Origin of the sequence: Quatrionicoccus australiensis (assembly GCF_020510525.1) — a bacterium.
Lineage (GTDB): Bacteria > Pseudomonadota > Gammaproteobacteria > Burkholderiales > Rhodocyclaceae > Azonexus > Azonexus australiensis_B.
In genome coordinates this window covers 1,051,645-1,068,986 of record NZ_CP075188.1, presented here as the reverse complement: position 1 = coordinate 1,068,986, position 17,342 = coordinate 1,051,645, and the positions used below count along the sequence as shown (strand labels likewise).

The 17,342-nt window shown below is 63.6% G+C and carries 15 protein-coding genes; 11 read left to right on the top strand and 4 right to left on the bottom strand.

Annotation, left to right across the window (positions count from 1 at the left end):
- The first annotated feature begins 63 nt into the window (after positions 1 to 63).
- On the top strand, positions 64 to 1,542 hold the full coding sequence (locus KI612_RS05205; RefSeq protein ID WP_226442767.1) for a methyl-accepting chemotaxis protein: 1,479 nt from the start codon (positions 64 to 66) through the stop codon (positions 1,540 to 1,542).
- 17 nt (positions 1,543 to 1,559) lie between these two features.
- On the opposite strand, the gene KI612_RS05200 is transcribed toward KI612_RS05205, so the two are convergent.
- Both KI612_RS05200 and KI612_RS05195 read right to left on the bottom strand, forming a co-directional pair.
- A complete protein-coding gene (locus KI612_RS05200) occupies positions 1,560 to 2,330 on the bottom strand; it encodes an NAD-dependent deacylase (RefSeq protein ID WP_226442766.1) in 771 nt (256 codons plus the stop codon).
- 21 nt (positions 2,331 to 2,351) lie between these two features.
- Positions 2,352 to 4,331 carry a response regulator gene (locus tag KI612_RS05195; RefSeq protein WP_226442765.1) on the bottom strand — a complete coding sequence of 660 codons (1,980 nt, stop codon included), beginning with the start codon at positions 4,329 to 4,331 and terminating at the stop codon, positions 2,352 to 2,354.
- Positions 4,332 to 4,467: 136 nt separating this feature from the next.
- Here KI612_RS05195 and KI612_RS05190 point away from each other — a divergent pair, with 136 nt between their 5' ends.
- The 5 genes from KI612_RS05190 (at position 4,468) to KI612_RS05170 (ending at position 6,716) form a co-directional block, all read left to right on the top strand.
- The gene (locus tag KI612_RS05190) at positions 4,468 to 5,148 is read left to right on the top strand and encodes an alpha/beta hydrolase (protein ID WP_226442764.1); all 681 of its coding nucleotides are present in this window, start codon (positions 4,468 to 4,470) and stop codon (positions 5,146 to 5,148) included.
- A 119-nt stretch (positions 5,149 to 5,267) separates the two neighbouring features.
- On the top strand, positions 5,268 to 5,600 hold the full coding sequence (locus tag KI612_RS05185; protein WP_226442763.1) for a (2Fe-2S) ferredoxin domain-containing protein: 333 nt from the start codon (positions 5,268 to 5,270) through the stop codon (positions 5,598 to 5,600).
- Between the two features lie 4 nt (positions 5,601 to 5,604).
- Complete coding sequence (locus KI612_RS05180) at positions 5,605 to 5,874, top strand: nitrogen fixation protein NifZ (protein WP_226442762.1); 270 nt, start codon at positions 5,605 to 5,607, stop codon at positions 5,872 to 5,874.
- A gap of 6 nt (positions 5,875 to 5,880) precedes the next feature.
- A complete protein-coding gene (locus KI612_RS05175; RefSeq protein WP_226442761.1) occupies positions 5,881 to 6,414 on the top strand; it encodes a flavodoxin in 534 nt (177 codons plus the stop codon).
- On the top strand, positions 6,411 to 6,716 hold the full coding sequence (locus KI612_RS05170) for a hypothetical protein (RefSeq protein WP_226442760.1): 306 nt from the start codon (positions 6,411 to 6,413) through the stop codon (positions 6,714 to 6,716). The genes KI612_RS05175 and KI612_RS05170 overlap by 4 nt, the downstream gene beginning before the upstream one ends.
- 27 nt (positions 6,717 to 6,743) lie before the next feature.
- On the opposite strand, the gene KI612_RS05165 is transcribed toward KI612_RS05170, so the two are convergent.
- Positions 6,744 to 8,789 (bottom strand): ATP-binding protein, encoded by a 2,046-nt coding sequence (locus KI612_RS05165; protein ID WP_226442759.1) that lies wholly within the window; start codon positions 8,787 to 8,789, stop codon positions 6,744 to 6,746.
- Between the two features lie 9 nt (positions 8,790 to 8,798).
- On the bottom strand, positions 8,799 to 9,638 hold the full coding sequence (locus KI612_RS05160; protein ID WP_226442758.1) for a phosphate/phosphite/phosphonate ABC transporter substrate-binding protein: 840 nt from the start codon (positions 9,636 to 9,638) through the stop codon (positions 8,799 to 8,801).
- A gap of 378 nt (positions 9,639 to 10,016) precedes the next feature.
- Here KI612_RS05160 and KI612_RS05155 point away from each other — a divergent pair, with 378 nt between their 5' ends.
- Genes KI612_RS05155 through KI612_RS05135 form a run of 5 tightly spaced genes read left to right on the top strand, consistent with a single transcriptional unit; the run spans position 10,017 to position 17,335 of the window.
- Positions 10,017 to 10,358 (top strand): hypothetical protein, encoded by a 342-nt coding sequence (locus KI612_RS05155; RefSeq protein ID WP_226442757.1) that lies wholly within the window; start codon positions 10,017 to 10,019, stop codon positions 10,356 to 10,358.
- A gap of 34 nt (positions 10,359 to 10,392) precedes the next feature.
- Entirely contained in the window at positions 10,393 to 12,399 is a 2,007-nt protein-coding gene (locus KI612_RS05150; RefSeq protein ID WP_226442756.1) for a TonB-dependent receptor plug domain-containing protein, read from the top strand.
- Positions 12,400 to 12,408: 9 nt separating this feature from the next.
- Positions 12,409 to 13,731, top strand: a complete 1,323-nt coding sequence (locus tag KI612_RS05145) for an ABC transporter substrate-binding protein (protein WP_226442755.1) — start codon at positions 12,409 to 12,411, stop codon at positions 13,729 to 13,731.
- 2 nt (positions 13,732 to 13,733) lie between these two features.
- The gene (locus tag KI612_RS05140; RefSeq protein ID WP_226444151.1) at positions 13,734 to 15,077 is read left to right on the top strand and encodes a di-heme oxidoreductase family protein; all 1,344 of its coding nucleotides are present in this window, start codon (positions 13,734 to 13,736) and stop codon (positions 15,075 to 15,077) included.
- A 20-nt stretch (positions 15,078 to 15,097) separates the two neighbouring features.
- Complete coding sequence (locus tag KI612_RS05135) at positions 15,098 to 17,335, top strand: TonB-dependent receptor (protein WP_226442754.1); 2,238 nt, start codon at positions 15,098 to 15,100, stop codon at positions 17,333 to 17,335.
- The last annotated feature ends 7 nt before the right edge of the window (positions 17,336 to 17,342 follow it).

Genomic DNA, 17,342 nt, shown 5'->3' with positions numbered 1-17,342 from the left:
ACCCGAAGCGGTAACATTGCGCCGCGACAATCCACCACATTTTTGCCCCTTGGCCCAAACTCCATGCAGCGAACCCCTTTCCTTTCGAGCGCCGTGCTCGAAGTCATCTTTCTCAACGTCCTGCTCCTCGTTGCCGGCCTGATCGGCATGGCCACGCACGGCTGGCAACTGCTCGACGGGATCTGGATGTTCCTGCTGATGTGCTTCGGCATCGGCAGCGGCCTGTTCTACCTGCACAAGCTGAAAGTGGCGCTGACGCCGCTGCAGCACATCGCCCGCATTTCCGGCGAAATCGCCGAAGGCGTGATCGGCACCCGCATTCCCGACAATCACCGGACCGACGAACTGGGCCGGGTATGCAGCAACGTCAATGCCATGCTCGACCAGATGGAAGGCTGCTTCCGTCTCCAGCGCGAGGCACTCGAAGCCGCCAGCAGCAACCAGTTCCAGCAGAAGCTCGACAGCAGCAGCCTGCGCGGCGTATTCCGTGACGCGGTCGATGGCGGCAACCGCTCGCTCGACATCCTGCTCGACAACTATCACCAGGAAATGCGCAACAACCTGCTTTCCCGCCTCGGCCAATTGAATGCCGAGAACCTGCTGAAGAACATGAAGACCAGCCAGCAGGACATGCTCGGCATCGTCGCCGCCACCGATGAGCTGGCCGCGATCTCGGAGGCCAACTCCAGTGCCGCCGAGGAAAGCAGTGCCGCGATTACCCAGGTCGTCAGTGCGATGAACCGCCTAGTCGAAAAAATCGAGGACACCGGCCAGGCGATCAACGAGTTCAACAGCCACCGCGAACAGGTCGCCCGCTCGGTGCAGCTGATTGCCAACATCGCTGATCAGACCAACCTGCTTGCCCTCAACGCCGCCATCGAAGCGGCCCGTGCCGGCGAACACGGGCGCGGCTTTGCCGTCGTCGCCGACGAGGTACGCAAGCTGGCCGAACATTCGAAGACTTCCTCTTCGGAAATCTCCGCGATCATGCAGACCCTGCAGGTCGATGCCGAGAAAATGCTGACCAATTCGGACGAAATGCGCGGCATCGCCTCGGAATCCCGCGGCACGATCGGCGACTTCGACCGCCGCTTCGCCGACGTTGCCACCTCATCGGCAACGGCGCTGGCGCAGATCCGCTTCGTGCACGACGTCAGTTTCGCCTCGCTGGCCAAGGTCGACCATTTCATCTACAAGCAGAATGGCTACATGGCGATCAATCGCGGCATCGAGTCGGACAATGCGCAGGCGATCAAGGTCAGCGAAACCGGCTGCCGCCTCGGCAAGTGGCTGGGCAACGACACCACCCAGTCCATCTTCGGCCGGCTCGGCGCCTTCAAGCAGATCGCCGCGCCGCACCGCGGGGTGCACCAGAACATGCACCATGCGCTCGAATTGATGGGCAGCGGCTGGGAAACCGACTTTGCGATCCAGAAACAGCTGTTCTCTTCCTTCGAGGAAGTCGAACGGGGCAGCGACGGCGTGATCATCGCACTCGACGACATGGTGCGGGAAAAGCACGGCACCCACGCCGCACGCTGACCGGGCGCCGGCAGCACTCAGGCCGGCGCGCCCAGTCTCTGCATCAGCGCCTGCATCGCCACGGCGGCTCCCAGTGGCAGGTGGTAATCGACAATCGGGCTGAGGCGGGTCTGCAGGGGATTGATCTCGACCGTCGGAATGCCCGACTGTGCAGCCCACGCCACCGGCTCGGCAATGTAGGGAAAGACGCCGGAAGTGCCGATCGTGAACACCATGTCGAAACCGGCATCGAGGGCGTCAAGAAAACGCTCCATGGCCGCCTCCGGCAGTGCCTCGCCGAACAGCACGACATTCGGGCGCAGCACGCTGCCGCAGCGCGGACAGCGTGGCGGCATTTCGTGCCCGGCCAGGTGGTCGACCGTCTCGGCAAAGTCGCAGGCGGTACAGAACAATTCCTGCAGGTTGCCATGGATCTCGATCACGTCGCTGCTGCCGGCCTTGCGGTGCAGGCCGTCGACGTTCTGGGTGAACACGGTGACCCGATCCAACCGCCGCTCAAGTTCGGCGATCGCCAGGTGCGCCGGATTGGGAAGGGCGCCACGGCAGTTTTCCTCGATCTGGGCGAGGTATTTCCAGGTGATATCGGGGCGCAGTGCGAACACCTCGCCGGACAGCGCATCCTCGATCGCCAGGCCGTCCTCGGTATGTTCGCCATTGTAGAGACCGCCGACGCCACGGTAGGTGGGCAGGCCTGAATCGGCCGAAATACCGGCCCCGGTGATGAACAGGACGCGTTCGGCCCGGGCCAGGCGCAGCGCGATGTCGGCAAGTGCGTTTTCGATCAGCATCCGGCAAGGATACCGTTTCGCCTAGCCGGCCGCATCCACCGCCCGCAAATTCCGCAGCAATGCGGCAAACAGTACCGGCGGATCAACCGGCTTGCTGACGAAATCGTTCATGCCGGCGGCGAAACAGCGCTGCCGGTCGTCGTCGAAGGCATTCGCCGTCATCGCCAGGATACGCAGCTTCGCGCCGCCGGGCAGTGCCCGGATCGCCTGCGCCGCAGCCAGGCCGTCCATATTGGGCATCTGCATGTCCATCAGGACCAGGTCGAAATGCCGTTCGCGCGCCAGGTCGACCGCCTGTCGGCCGTCTTCCGCCGTTTCGACGACCAACCCGACCTCCTCGAGCAAAAGACGCGCGATTTCCTGGTTGACCGGTTCGTCCTCGGCCAGCAGGATGCGCCGGCCGCGAAACTCGCGGGCCAGGACTTCCTCGGCGGCATCGGCGGATGGCGCCGCGAGGCCTTCCGCCTGCGCCCCGCCCTTGCGCAGGCGGACGGTGAACCAGAAATTGCTGCCCACGCCGGGCGTGCTGCTGACCCCGGCCGCACCGCCCATCAGTTCGGCGATCTTGCGGGTGATGCTGAGGCCGAGGCCGGTGCCGCCGTATTGCCGCGTCGTCGAGTTGTCGGCCTGCTCGAAGTCGGTAAACAGGCGGCCGACCACCTCCGGCGGAATGCCGATCCCGGTATCCTCGACCTCGAAGCGGACCATGACAAAATCGCCATCCTCGCCGAGGTGCAGGGCGCGCAGTGTAATGCTGCCGGCCGCCGTGAACTTGATCGCGTTGTTGAGGTAATTGAGCAGCGCCTGCTGCAGCCGGGTCGGGTCGCCCAGCAGGCGCTGCTCGAGCCCGGAACACTCGGTGAGCAGGCGAAGATGCCGGGCCTGGACACGTTCCTGCTGGATCGAGACGACATTGGCGACGAGGGCGGGAATCGACAATTCGCTTTCCTCGAGCACGAACTTGCCGGCATCGATCTTGGAGAGTTCGAGCACGGCATTGATGATTTCCAGCAGATGCCGCCCGGCATTGTCGATCTTCTGCAACTGGTCGGCCTGCTGCGGCGTTGCCCCGCCGCGCTGCAGCAGGTGCACCATGCCGGTGATCGCATTGAGCGGCGTGCGGATTTCGTGGCTGATGTTGGCGAGGAAGGTGCTCTTCGCCCGGTTGGCTGCCTCGGCCTCGTCCCTGGCCGCGGTCAGGGCCCGGGTGCGCTCGGCGACCTGCGCCTCGAGATGTTCCTGGTGGCGCAGCAATTCGCCCTGCGCTTTTTCCCGCTCGTCGGCCCAGCGCCCGACCAGCCTGGCGACCCAGGCCAGCCCGGCCATGCCGAGCAGCCAGATCAGTAGATGACTCGCCCCCAGGGTCAGGCGCGACTCGGCGATCTGCGCCAGGTAAGGCGCCAGCGGCAGGTTGAGACCGGTCGCGCCGCGCATGTCGCCGGTCTTGTAACCGAGAATGGCGTGGCATTTGCTGCACCCTTCCTCCATGTACATGGCGCGCAGGTAGCGCAGGTAGGGCTGGCCGTCGATCTGGTTGATCGCCCAGACTTCCTTGCGCTCGCCGCGCACGAAGGCTTCGAGCTGCAGTTTTTCCCAGGCATCCGGCGCATTGCCCGGATTGAGGTACTTGAGGCCGGTGATGCGGCCGCGGATGCCGTAGCTGTCGGCATACAGATCCATCATCTGGCGCAGCATGCTGGCCGGATTGAGCAGGGTCAGCTGCTGCCCGTCGCTGGTCGTCACGTCGCGCCCGGGCACATGCGCCAGAAAGGGCACCGATTTCTGGGTCGCCGTAATCGGCACATAGACGCCGCCATGCATCGTTCCCCAGCGGCGCAGCGTCAGATCCTTGTTGAGATTGGCACGCGCCTCGGCATAGGCCATGTTCATGACCTGGACCTCGGCATTGTGCAGGTTCCAGATCGCCGAGGCAGCGAGCGTCAGCGTCCATAGCAGGAAGGCGAGGATGAACAAGCGCCGCCGCATCAGTTTTTCCGCCATTGCCCCTCCTGTTTCCCGTACGCCACCGGACAGGATACGACGATAGCATTGAAGTCTGCGCACAACCAGCCGTCCGGGCAGCGCAAACGCAAGTTAATATGCGGCCTCGCTCCACCGTACGCCGAAAGACCAGCCCATGCCCACCCTGCTCCCCGCCATCGAAATCGAAACCGCAGCCAATCCGGAATTCGCCGTCATCTGGCTGCACGGTCTGGGCGCCGATGGCGGCGATTTCGCACCGATCATTCCCCACCTCGACCTGCCCGCCGGACTGCGCGTGCGCTTCGTATTTCCGCACGCACCGGAACTGGCGGTGACCTGCAACAACGGCTATGTGATGCCGGCCTGGTACGACATCACCTACATCGATGGCATCGACCGCGGGGTCGATGAAGATGGCGTCCGCCAGAGCGCTGCGCGCATCCGCGATCTGATCGCCCGCCAGAACGAGCTCGGCATCCCCTGTCGCAACATCGTGCTGGCCGGCTTTTCGCAAGGCGGCGCAATGGCCTACAGCGCCGGCCTGACGCATCCGGAAAGACTGGCCGGCATCATCGCCCTGTCCGCCTATATTCCGGCGCCCGGCCTGCTCACCGATGCGGCACTGAGCGCCAACCGCGAAACGCCGGTTTTCGCCGGCCACGGCACGGACGACGACGTTGTGCCCTTGCAACTCGGGCGCCAGGCATTTGCCCACCTGCAGGCGATGAACTACCCGATCGAGTGGCATGACTACCCGATGCCGCACTCGGTCTGCATCGAGGAAATTGCCGACATCGGCCGCTGGCTGAACAAGCGCTTTGCGGCAACTGACTGAACAGCGCGTCCTCTTGTCGCAAAAGCGACATCGACAATTGGTCGCAAGCAACTGAATTCATTGGATTTAAAGCCTGGCACTACCCTTGCATTGCCTTCTGCATCAACAAGGAGAGCACCATGTCTGGAAAACCCAAAAAACACGTCTTCGTCTGCGTCCAGGGCCGCCCCGCCGGTCACCCGCGCGGTTCCTGCCAGGAAAAAGGCTGCGGCCAGACCTGGCAAGCCTTTTCCGATGAATTCACGGCCCGCAACCTGTGGGCTTCGGGCTTTGCGCTGACCAACACCGGCTGCCTCGGCCCCTGCCATGTCGGCCCCAGCGTGCTGGTCTACCCGGACGGCATCATGTACACCAACGTCAAGCCGGAAGACGTCGCCGTGATCATCGACGAGCACCTGATGTTCGACCAGCCGGTACAGCGCCTGCTGGCCACGCCCGACGTCTGGAGCTGAGATCATGGAAGATTACAAATACGACATCGGCGAGCTGGTCTATGCCGCCGTGGACATCCTCAACGATGGCGGCATGCCTGGCATCGACGACGAGGAAGGCCTGATCGCGCCGGCCGGCATGCGCGGCATGATCATCCAGTTCGGCCGCGCCGAAGCCGACGAAACCCAGCACGTCTACCTGGTCCAGTTTGAAAACGGCCCGGAAGGCGTACTCGGCGCCCCGGTCGGCTGCCTGCCGGAAGAGCTGACCCAGGAAAAGCTGGTCGCCGCCTGACCCAGCATGCCCAGCATCGGCATTTTTTTCGGCACCGACACCGGCCGCACTAGGCTGCTCGCCAAGCAGATCGCCAAGAAGCTGGGCGATGCAGCCGCGGCGCCGGTCAATATCGGGCGCACGACGCTGGCCGACTTTCTTGCCCATGACCGGCTGATTCTCGGCAGCCCGACGCTGGGCGCCGGCGAATTGCCCGGCCTGTCGACCGGCCTCAACCAGCCGAGCTGGGAAGAGTTCCTGCCGCAACTGGCCGGCGCCGACATGCGCGGCAAAATCGTCGCCATCTTCGGCCTCGGCGACCAGAAAAAATACCCCGACGAATTCGTCGACGCGATCGGCCTCATCCACGATGTCGTCGTCGCCGCCGGCGCGACAGTCATCGGCCGCTGGCCGGTCGACGGCTACGAATTCAACATTTCGCAGGCGCTCGACGGCGACGAATTCCTCGGCCTCGCCATCGACCAGATCAACCAGCCGCTGCTCACCGAAGAACGTGTCGAACGCTGGCTGGCCCGGATCACCCCGGAGTTGCTGCGATGAACATCAACCCCTGGGTCGCCCCCAAGGCACGCGAGATCCGCAAGGTTCTCGTCGCGCTCGCACCGCAACTGGCCAGCGCCTGCGACGTCGTACCCGACGCCGGTAACGATCCGCAGATCGTCATCCTGCGCCACACCGAACTCGACAAGCTGCGCGCCCACATCTACCTGCACGGCCAACGTGCCGGCACCTACGGCATCTTCCTCGAATACCCGCACCCGGTGCCCGGCATCATGGAAAGCGAAGAAAACCTGCCGCTCTCCAGGCTGCTCGAAAGCCTGGCGATTCATTTCGACGCCTGAACTGCCCGACCTCGGCGCCTGACCGACTCAGTTCTGCGGCCCAACCCAGCGGGCGAGACAATCAAACAGCTGCCTGGCATTGATCGGTTTGGAAACGTAATCATCCATCCCGGCTTCCAGGCACAACTCGCGGTCGCCCTGCATGGCATTGGCTGTCATCGCGATGATCGGCACATGACCCGTGCCCGAAGCTGCCTCGTCGGCGCGAATGCGGCGCGTCGCCTCCAGCCCGTCCATGACCGGCATCTGCATATCCATCAGGATCGCAGAAAAAGCATTGCCGGCCAGGGCGGAAATCGCTTCCTGGCCATTTTCGGCAAGGGTCACGCGATAGCCGCGCCGCTCGAGCAAAGTCCTCGCCAAACGCTGGTTGACCGGGTTGTCCTCGACCAGCAGCAATTGCTGGGCCGGCAAAAGCGAAACATCCGGGACTTCGGCTTTGCCCGTTGCAGCCTCCGGCGAGCTGGAAACCGGCAGTTCCTGCGGCAGGGCCTCGACCAGCAAGGTGAAGTGAAAGCGGCAGCCCACCCCGACCTGACTCTCAACCCAGATACGCCCGCCCAACAGCTCGACGAGACGGCGGCAGATCGTCAGACCCAGCCCGGTACCGCCATATTTGCGCGTCGTCGAATTGTCAGCCTGGGTAAAGGCATCGAAAACCTGATCCAGCCGTTCCGGCGGAATGCCTATGCCGCTATCGCGCACCGTGAAATGCAGCAGCCGGGAACTCGCAGCGTCATTGAACCAGGCAATGCTGACCACAACTTCGCCGGACTCGGTGAACTTGAGCGCATTGCCGAGCAGATTGGTCAGGATCTGCAGCAGACGCACCGGATCGCAAACCACGCTCACCGGCAAATCCGGCGCGATTTCGGAACGCAGGACCAGATGTTTTTCTGCGGCGAGCAGCTCCATCGGCTGTAACGACGCCTCGATGACTTTTCGCAACTCGCAAGGCACGCGTTCGATCGAGAGCATGCCCGCCTCGATTTTCGAAAAGTCGAGAATGTCGTTGATGATGGTCAACAAGGACTCGGCCGACGTCTTGACGATGCCGACAAACTCGCGCTGCTCGGGGTTGATGTCCGAATCGAGGACAAGATCGGTCATGCCGATGATGCCATTCATCGGCGTACGGATTTCATGACTCATGTTGGCGAGAAACTCGCTCTTCGCACGGCTCGCCGCCTCGGCCGCCTCCTTCGCCTGCTGCAACTCGAGGCGACTGGCTTCACGCTCGGCGACCATGCGGGCAATGACTTTCGAGAGGACGGCAATATCGTCGGTCTTCTGTTCGGCACCGAGTTCGCTGACCGGCAGCATGCTGGCGACGATCTCGCGCAATGAGTGCAGCGCCTGATCCCGGGCGGCAAGTTCGGTGCGCAGGCTCTCGGCAGTACGCTGCAGCACTTCAAAAGCCGGTCTGAACTCGAGCGGCAAATCATCGACCAGGGCCGCATCGGCGGCATTCGCATCAAGACGGAAATCCCGCTCGAAGGTTTGCACGCGCTCCAGCGCCCCCAACCAGTGCCGCAGCGGAAACCAGATCAGCAGGAGGCCACCGAACAGGCTGGACAAGGCCAGGCTGACGCCGACCCGGATCAGTTGCCAGAGTCCTTCAGCGATGCTGTCGACGGCAAACACCAGGCGCAGCACCCCGTAATCGACACCACCCGCCCCCACGTTTCGGTTGACGTCATACAGCTGATCGGCCACCCGCTGGCGCAACCAATCCGGCGCCTTGGTCCGCGCCATCTGCGGGTTTTCACTTTTGAGCACACCGCCAGCCAGATCGATGAATTTGGCCGACTCGAACTGCGAACGCAGGATGGACTTGTCGAGGGTGCGCTGAATGGTGTCGTAATCGCCGATCACCGCACTGTCGGAAACGGTTTGCGCCACCACCTCGATCAGCATCGTTGCCGAACGCTGCGCCTCCTCGATGGTTTCGTTGTACTGGTATTGATAAAACAACACCAGGCTGCCACCGACAAACAGCAACAGGGTGGCCGAATAGAGGGCGTACACCCGCCCAATCAGGGATTGCGGCAGAACGCGACGCAAAACACTCATAGCCGACACTCAGCGCAGCGCTGCAGGTGCACTTTCGTAGAACCGGCGATAAGAAGCATAGTCAGCCGCTGAAGCCGGCAGGAAATAGGCTTTCGGATCGAGCCCGACCTCTTCCGACGAACGCTGCAGGATGGCCTTGCCCACCGGATCGCGGTGCATGCCGACAAAGGCGGAAGCAACCGCCTTCACGTCCTTTTCCGGCACCTTGCTCGCCGCCATCAGGGCCAGATCGTGATACGACTCGGAAGTCCACAACACGCGGAAACGCTTGCCCTCCCGCGTCGTATAGCCATCGATCAGGGCCGAATTGCTGCCGACAGCCTTGGCCTTGCCGGCAAACAACTGGGCGAAGGCGGCATTCTGGTTACCGGCAAAGACGCTTCTGACATCAATGTTCTTCGACAGCAGATAGCCGTAGGGAACCTTGTAACCAACAAATGCCTCCGGTCCGGCGAATACGACTTCCTGCCCCTTCAGTTCCTCCAGCCGGGTAATCGGGGAGTCTTCCGGGACCGCGATCTGGCCGGAAAGCGGCGGCGTCCAGCGCCGACCGAAGACTTTCCAGCCCAGCTTTTCCCGCGCCGGGCTGAACAGGTGATTCGAGAAGACGAATTCGACCTCCTGCGCCAGCACGTAGGCCGTCGTGTCGGCCGACGTGCGACCGATCTTGAGTTCAAGCCTGACCCCGCTCTTGTCGCTGACGTACTTGATGATCGGGTTCCAGTAGGCCGCCGTCTTGTTGATATCCCACTGGTTGACCGGGGAGAAGCGGTAGACGTTGTCCTGCGCCAGGACAGGGGCCGGAAAGGCCAGAACGAAGGGCAAAAAGGCACACAGGATTCGCAGCATGTTTGACTCGATCAGAGGAAAACAAAGACAGCGTCAGAGTACATCAATTTACCAGCCAAACGCCCTCCCCGCCTGCAGCCGGCGGCCTCTTCATGGCGCACTCGCAACGCACCGGCAACAGAGCTTTCGCACCAGGGGGCGGAATGAAGCAAACCGCACACGCGCTGTCGGATTAACAACATTCGTTGTGTAGTTAACGACATAACGGATAAAAGCACCGGCGAAAATACGGCTAATCACCTTATTCATCCGGGCATGCCTTTTGCGAAGCCACAAGCATCGCTATATAGACAGCTATATTTTGAAATGAAAACCCTGCCCCAAGCCGATACCAGGAAGCCCTGGCAGCCGAACCGCCAGCCCCGCGGAAAAAGAACCTTGCAAGGCAAGCCGGCATGGCGCAGCCACCTCCCGCATGAGTGGCTGGATGCCGTCGAATCGCCGCTCTATTTCGAGCAATACAGCGAATACGAAATCAGCGCCGGGCGCAGCGTCGGCTACGACGCCGACGACCGCCCCTGCTTCACCTCGCATTACTACCTGCTGACCAGCCTGGCCAGTGACGACGACGAGGAGTTCTACGAAGTTGTCACCTATTGCGAGGAAATGTCGGCCTGGCGGATGCGCGATGGTCGCTGGCTGATCTACCGCCGCAACAGCACCAGCCAGACAGACGAGCCACGCAGCTTCTACGCCTTCGCCAGTGACATGCCGCGTTGAGCCAAAAAACCAATTCACAAACCAGGGGAACAACATGCCGAACCACAGACTAAAAATCCGCCGCAAGCTGCTGGCCGCACTGATCGCCAACAGCCTGCTCGGCGGCCAGGCCATTGCTGAAGGGGCCTTCGAACTCGGCACCATCCAGGTCAGCGCCAAGCGGGAACAGGTCGGCGACGTCGGCGAAGAACAGGTCGCTTCGCTGATCACCCGCCAGGACATGCAAACCTTCAATCGCGAGAATGTCGGCGACGCGGTCAACCTGCTCTCCGGCGTCACGCTGTCGGTGGGCACACGCAACGAGAAAATGATCTACCTGCGCGGCTACGACGCCCGTCAGGCACCGCTCTTCATCGACGGCATCCCAGTCTATGTGCCCTACGACGGTTATGTCGATTACAACCGGTTCAGCACGGCCGACCTGGGCGCCATCCAGGTCGTCAAGGGTTTCAGTTCGGTCGCCTACGGCCCGAACGCGATCGGCGGCGCGATCAATCTCGTCTCGCGCAAGCCGCGCACGCCGTTCGAAGGCGATGTCAGCATCGGTTTCGGCTCCGGCAACGAAAGGAAGACCTCGGTCAATGTCGGCTCCAATCAGGGCATGTGGTATCTCCAGGCCGGCGCATCCTACGCCGACGCCGACTATTACCCGCTGTCCAAGGACTTCAAGGCGACCGCAACGGAAAATGGCGGCAAGCGGGAGAACTCCTACCGCAAGGACAGCAAGCTTTCCTTCAAGGTCGGCCTGACCCCCAACGCCAGCGACGAATACGCGCTCAGCTACATCAAGCAGGACGGCGAAAAGGGGCAGCCGCCCTCGACCATTCCGGCCGACGCCCGCTACTGGAAATGGCCGTACTGGGACAAGGAGAGCCTCTACTTCCTGTCGAAGACGGTGTTCGGCCAGCATGAAACCTTGAAAACCCGGCTCTATCTCGACAAGTTCAAGAACGAAGTCGACAGCTACACCGACGGCACCTACAGCGTACCGCGCACCAGCGGATCGGGCTCGGTCAGCACCGGGCGCAGCCTCTACGACGATGAAACCACGGGCGGCTCAATCGAACTGGAATCGACCCGCATCGCCAACAACACGCTGCGCCTGGTCACACATTACAAGACTGACAAACACCGGGAAACCGATGCCAACGCGCAGCTCAATGCCGATTTCGAAGACACGCTGTTCTCGATTGCGGCCGAGGACAACATCCAGCTTGCTGAAAAATGGCTGCTCTCCATTGGCTACGCACACCACGAACTGAGCGCCGAGCGCATGTACAAGAGCGACGGCAGCTATCCGCTACCCGGCAAACAACGAGCCGACAACGGCCAGATCGGCCTTTTCCACGACTTCACGCCGAACACCCGCTTTTACGCGACGATCGCCCAGAAGACCCGGCTGCCGACCTTGAAGGATCGCTACTCGGGCAAGCTCGGCACCTATCTCCCGAATCCGGCGCTGCAGCAGGAAGAGTCGCTCAATTACGAAATCGGCTACCAGGGCAGCCCGTGGGCCGGCGCCAAGGCCGAGGCGGCCGTCTTCTACAGCGAGATCGACGACAAAATCCAGTCGGTCTTCGTCGGCACGGTCGCCTCGAAGTGCTCGAGCAGCGCCAAGTGCCAGATGCGCAATGTCGGCGAGGTGCATACCAGCGGCCTCGAACTCGGCCTGCGTACGCCGCTCGCCGGCTGGCTCGATGCCGGCTTCAACTACACCTATCTCGACATGAAGAATGTCAGCGCCCCGGCCACCAAGATCACCGACGTGCCGGACAGCAAATTCACCGCCTACGCGGTCATCAAGCCAATCGGTACGGTCGACCTCATTCCTTTCGTGGAAATGAACAGCGGCCGCTGGGCGTCGAACACCGTGAAGCTCGCCGGCTACACGACGCTGAATCTGAAAGCCGTGTATCGGCCGCTCAAGGGAATCAGTCTCGAAGCCGGCGTCACCAACCTGACCGACGAAAACTATTCCCTGGCCGACGGCTTCCCCGCCCCCGGCCGCATGTGGTTTGCCAACGCCAATTACCAGTTCTAGGGAGGTCGCATGAAAAGCCTGCTCAACCCACGCCGTCGCCGCTTTCTCGCCACTGCCGCCGGCCTCGGCAGCCTGCTCGCCGCGCCGCTCGCCGCCAGCGCCCGGACGACCGGGCGCCAGCCGGTGGTCGTCGTCACCAGCTACAACGACGAAACCTTCTCGCGCTTCGAGGCGGCCTTCGAAAAGGCCAATCCGCGCTACAAGCTGCAACTGGTCTGGCGCATGCCGCACGATGCCCTGCCCTACCTGCGCCAGCCGGCGCAGGGCGGCGCCGATGTTTACTGGAGCGCCTCGCCGCGCACCTTCGCGACCCTCGCCGCCGACGGCGCCTGGCAACCGCTCGGCATCGCCCGCGACGGCCTGCCCGAGAATATCGGCAAGGCGCGCCTGAGCGACGCCAACGGGCTGTACACGGCAACCGAGATGGCCGGTTACGGCTTTATCGTCAATCCCGGCGCACTGGCCAGGCTCGGCCTCGCCGAACCGAAGGACTGGCGCGACCTGACCGCCCCCGCCTACGCCGGCCAGATCGTCATACCCATTCCCTCGCGCGTCGGTTTTGCGCCAGTCATGGTCGACATCCTGCTCCAGGCCTACGGCTGGGAAAAAGGCTGGGCGACCTGGAGCGCCATCGCCGGCAATGCCGGCACGCTGATGGATCGCGGCTCGACCTTCGTCACCGATGAAGTCGGCAGCGGCCGGCGCGCGCTCGGCCTGTCGATCGACTTCTTCGCCGTCGCGGCGATCGCCAATGGCGCGCCGCTGCGCTTCGCCTACCCGGCACATGGCGGCATCAATCCGGCCCATATCGCAATCACCAAAAGCGCCGGCAACCCCGAGGGTGCCCGCGCCTTCGCCCGCTTCGTGCTGTCCGCCGCCGGCCAGAAGATCCTCACCCACAGCGACATCCACAAGCTGCCGGTACGCCCGGCCGTCTATCGCGAACTGCCGGACGCTTATTTCAATCCCTTCGCCGCTGCCGAGAAGGGTGCCTTCGATTACGACGGCGAGCTCGGCCGCAACCGTCTCGGCCTGCTCAGCGCCTTGTTCGAGCAGATGCTGATCAACAGCCACGGCGAACTGGTCGAACTCTGGCAACGCCTGCACCGGGCCGAAGCGGCCGGCAAGAACGTGGCCGCTGCGCGCCAGTTGCTGGAAAGCCCTTTGATCAGTGCCGCCGAAGCCGATGACCCGGCCCTGCAACGCCAGTTCCGTAATCGCCTCGAAGGCAGCGACCCAGGCAGCGCCGGGGCCAGCGAACTGGTCTGGCATGAACGCAGCCAGGCCAACCGGACAGCGGCCGGTCGCCTGCTGCAGGAAATGGGAGCGTGAACATGCAGCAACGCTTCCTGCTCTATGTGTTACTTGGCGCCGGACTCGCCCACCAGTTCGGCCCGGCACAGGCCGGCGAGCCGGAGATCGCCCTGCGCGAAGCCTACACCCAGCCCCTGCCCGGCCTGGGCGAGACTGACCGCGAACTCTTCCTGCGCGGCCGCAGCGTCTTCCGGCAAAGCTGGGTGGTCGCCCCGGCCAACGACCGGGCGGCCGGGCTGGGGCCGCTCTACAACCGGCTGTCCTGCATCTCCTGCCACCAGAAGAACGGGCGCGGCCGCTCGCCGGACGGCCCGGACGAACGCATGCTGTCGATGCTGGTCCGCCTCTCGGTACCCGGCCGCGCCGGCGATGGTGGTCCCAAGCCGCATCCGGTCTACGGCGGCCAGTTGAACGACGAGGGCATTCCCGGCGTGCCGGCCGAAGGCCGTGCCGCCATCAGTTGGCGCGAGCTGGCGCCGCAGACCCTGGCCGGCGGCGAGAAGGTCGCGCTGCGCAAACCGCAAGTCAGCTTCACCGACATGGCCTACGGCAAGCCGGGCAAGATGCTCTATTCGCTGCGCGTTGGTCAGCCGGTATACGGCCTCGGACTGCTCGAAAGCGTGCCGGCGGCGACGCTGCTGGCGATGGCTGCGGAAGCCAAGCCGGACGGCGTCAAGGGCAGCGTCAACGAGGTATGGGATGCCGCGGCGCAACGCAGCGTCGTCGGGCGCTTCGGCTTCAAGGCCAACATGCCCAACCTGCGCCAGCAAAGCGCCGGCGCCATGTTGGGCGATCTCGGCATGACATCCTCGCTGTTTCCCGCCGAGAACTGCACGCCGGCACAAAAGGCCTGCCGCCGGGCACCGTCCGGCGGCCACCCGGAATTGAGCGACGCCGATCTCGACGCCGTCGAGTTCTACCTCGCCAATCTCGCCGCGCCGCCGCAGCGCCATGCCACCGATCCGCAAGTCGCGCTCGGCGCCAAGGTATTCGCTGACTCCGGCTGTACCGCCTGTCACCGCCCCAGCCTGCAAACCGGTCCGAACGAGCGCTTCCCGCTTACCGCCAACCAGACGATCGCGCCCTATACCGACCTGCTGCTGCACGACATGGGCCGGGGCCTCGCCGACGGTCGCCCCGACTACCAGGCCAATGGCCGCCAGTGGCGCACGCCGCCACTGTGGGGCATCGGCCTGGTGCCGCTGATCAACGAGCACAGCCAGTACCTGCACGACGGGCGCGCCCGCAACCTGCAGGAAGCCATTCTCTGGCACGACGGCGAAGCCAGGATTGCCCGCCAGCGCTATGCCGCGACACCGAAAAATCAACGGGAGGCCTTGCTCGCCTTCCTGCAATCGCTTTGAACAACACAGGGGAAACAGCAATGGGGAAAAACAACAACCAGGCCGGACGACTGGGCAAGCTCGCCCTTGCCCTGGCAACGGCATTCGCCGCCGGCCAGGCCGGTGCCGAGGAAGCCGTGCTCGACACCGTCACGGTGACGGCAAACAAGCCGGAAATCGCGCCCGGACAGCCGGATGCCAGCACGCCGTCAACGGTCTATCAGGTCAGCCAGGAGAACATGCGCCTGTTCGACACGCCGGGCGGCACCAATCCCTACACGGCGCTGGCCGAAGTGCCGGGCGTCAAGGTGACAACGGCCGATGCCTACGGCCTCAACAACATGCAGGGCGGCCAGAAGGGCTTGCGCGTGCGCGGCGAGGTCAGCACGCACGGCGTCGCCGGCACGCTCGAAGGCCTCTCGCTCGGTGGCCCGGGCCCCGGCCCTGGCTATCTCTTCCTGTTCGACAAGGAGAACATTGCCCGCATCACCTTCGCGCAGGGCGCCGTTTCGCCCGACCGGCCGGGCCTGTACAACGTCTATGGCGCGATCGACAGCCATTTGCTGTGGCCGCGCGCCACGGCCCAGGCCGATGTTTCCTACAGCGCTGGCTCGAACAATTTCCGGCGCAGCTTTGCCCGTATCGACAGCGGCCTGCTGGCAACCGGTACGTCCTTTTTCCTGTCGGCCTCGGATACCTCCGCCGACAAGTGGCGCGGTGAAGGCGATGCGCCGTCCAACCGGAGAAACGTCGAACTGGCCGTGCAACAGACGGCCGGCGATTTGAAGATCAAGCTGGCCCTGGCCCACAACGAGCAGGCGCAGAACAATTACAAGGCGCTGACCTACGCCCAGGCGACCGATCTCGGCAATTACCGGCGCTACGACTACGGCAGCAAGTCGACGACCTCGGACTACTACGACTACAACCGCCAGGATTTCACCAACCAGGCGGCGCTGGCCGAAATCAGCTACGACTTTTCGCCGACCACCTCGCTCAGCATCAAGCCCTACTATGCCAAGGAGGAAGGCTATTACCTCTATGCCGGCACGACGGCGACGCAGGTCCAGAAATGGCTGATCGACCACACGACCTACGGCATCGCCAACGAGCTGCGCACGACGCTGGCCGATACCCGCTTCAAATTGGGCTATTCCTGGACGTCGACCGAGCCGCCCGGCCCGCCGACCACGCGCAAGCAATACAGCGTCGTCGTCGGCAAGCTGGTCTTCCAGCAATGGGCTCTGCTCTCCAAGGTGGTGGACCGCTATGAATTCGCCAACACCTACCTGACGGCCGAACACCAGTTCGGCAAGCTGCAGCTCAGCGGCGGCTTGCGCCATGCCTACCAGAAACTGCCCGGCATCGATGCCTACAACGCCGGCGCCGCAACGGCCGGGGCGAGTTGGGACGTTTCCGCCGAGGAAGCCCTGGCGCGCGCCGTCAAGAATCCGGCGCGCAGCGTGGCGAGCCGCGATTTCGCGAGCTGGCTGCCGCAGGCCGGCCTCTCCTACCAATTCAACGAAGCCGTCGAAGTGCACGCCAGCCTCGGCAAGAACATCGGCGCGCCGTCCTTCGATGCTTTCAACCAGAACCTCGCCGGCAGCATCACGAGCAGCCAGCAGTACTGGGACCAGCTCAAGCCGGAAACCTCGACCAGCCTCGATATCGGCGCACGCATCCGTTTCGCCGATATCTATCTCGATCCGACCATCTACTTCTCGCGTTCGAACAACAAAGCGGTCAGCGTCTTCAGTTCGGCGACCAACACGGTCTACTCGCAAAATGTGGGCAAAACCCAGGGCAGCGGCTTCCAGCTCGCCGCCGGCTGGAAGCCCTACAGCAGCCTGCAGTTGTTCGCGGCGCTCTCGTTCAGCCGCTCGACCTTCCGTGAAAACGTGCTGACCACGGCCGGCGCCGTCCTGCCGGTCGATGGCAAGCAACTGCCCGACGTACCGAAATGGATGGGCAATGTCGGCGCCCTCTGGCAGCACGGTGGCTTCAGCGTCGCCCCGGTCGTCCAGTACGTCGGCCCACGCTGGTCGACCAGCAACTATGACCAGCGCCTCGACGCCTACAGCACCACCGACCTCACCGTCAGCTACGGCGCCAAGGCCGGCCCCGGCCGCTGGCAGCTTGCGCTCGCCGCGCTCAACCTGTTCGACCGCAAGTACATCGGCCAGGTCAGCACCAGCGAAGTCAATACCTCGGCGAGCGGCGCCATCTACTACCCCGGCGCGCCGCGCACCCTGGTCGCCACCCTCAGCCTGAGTCTCTAAGGAAATC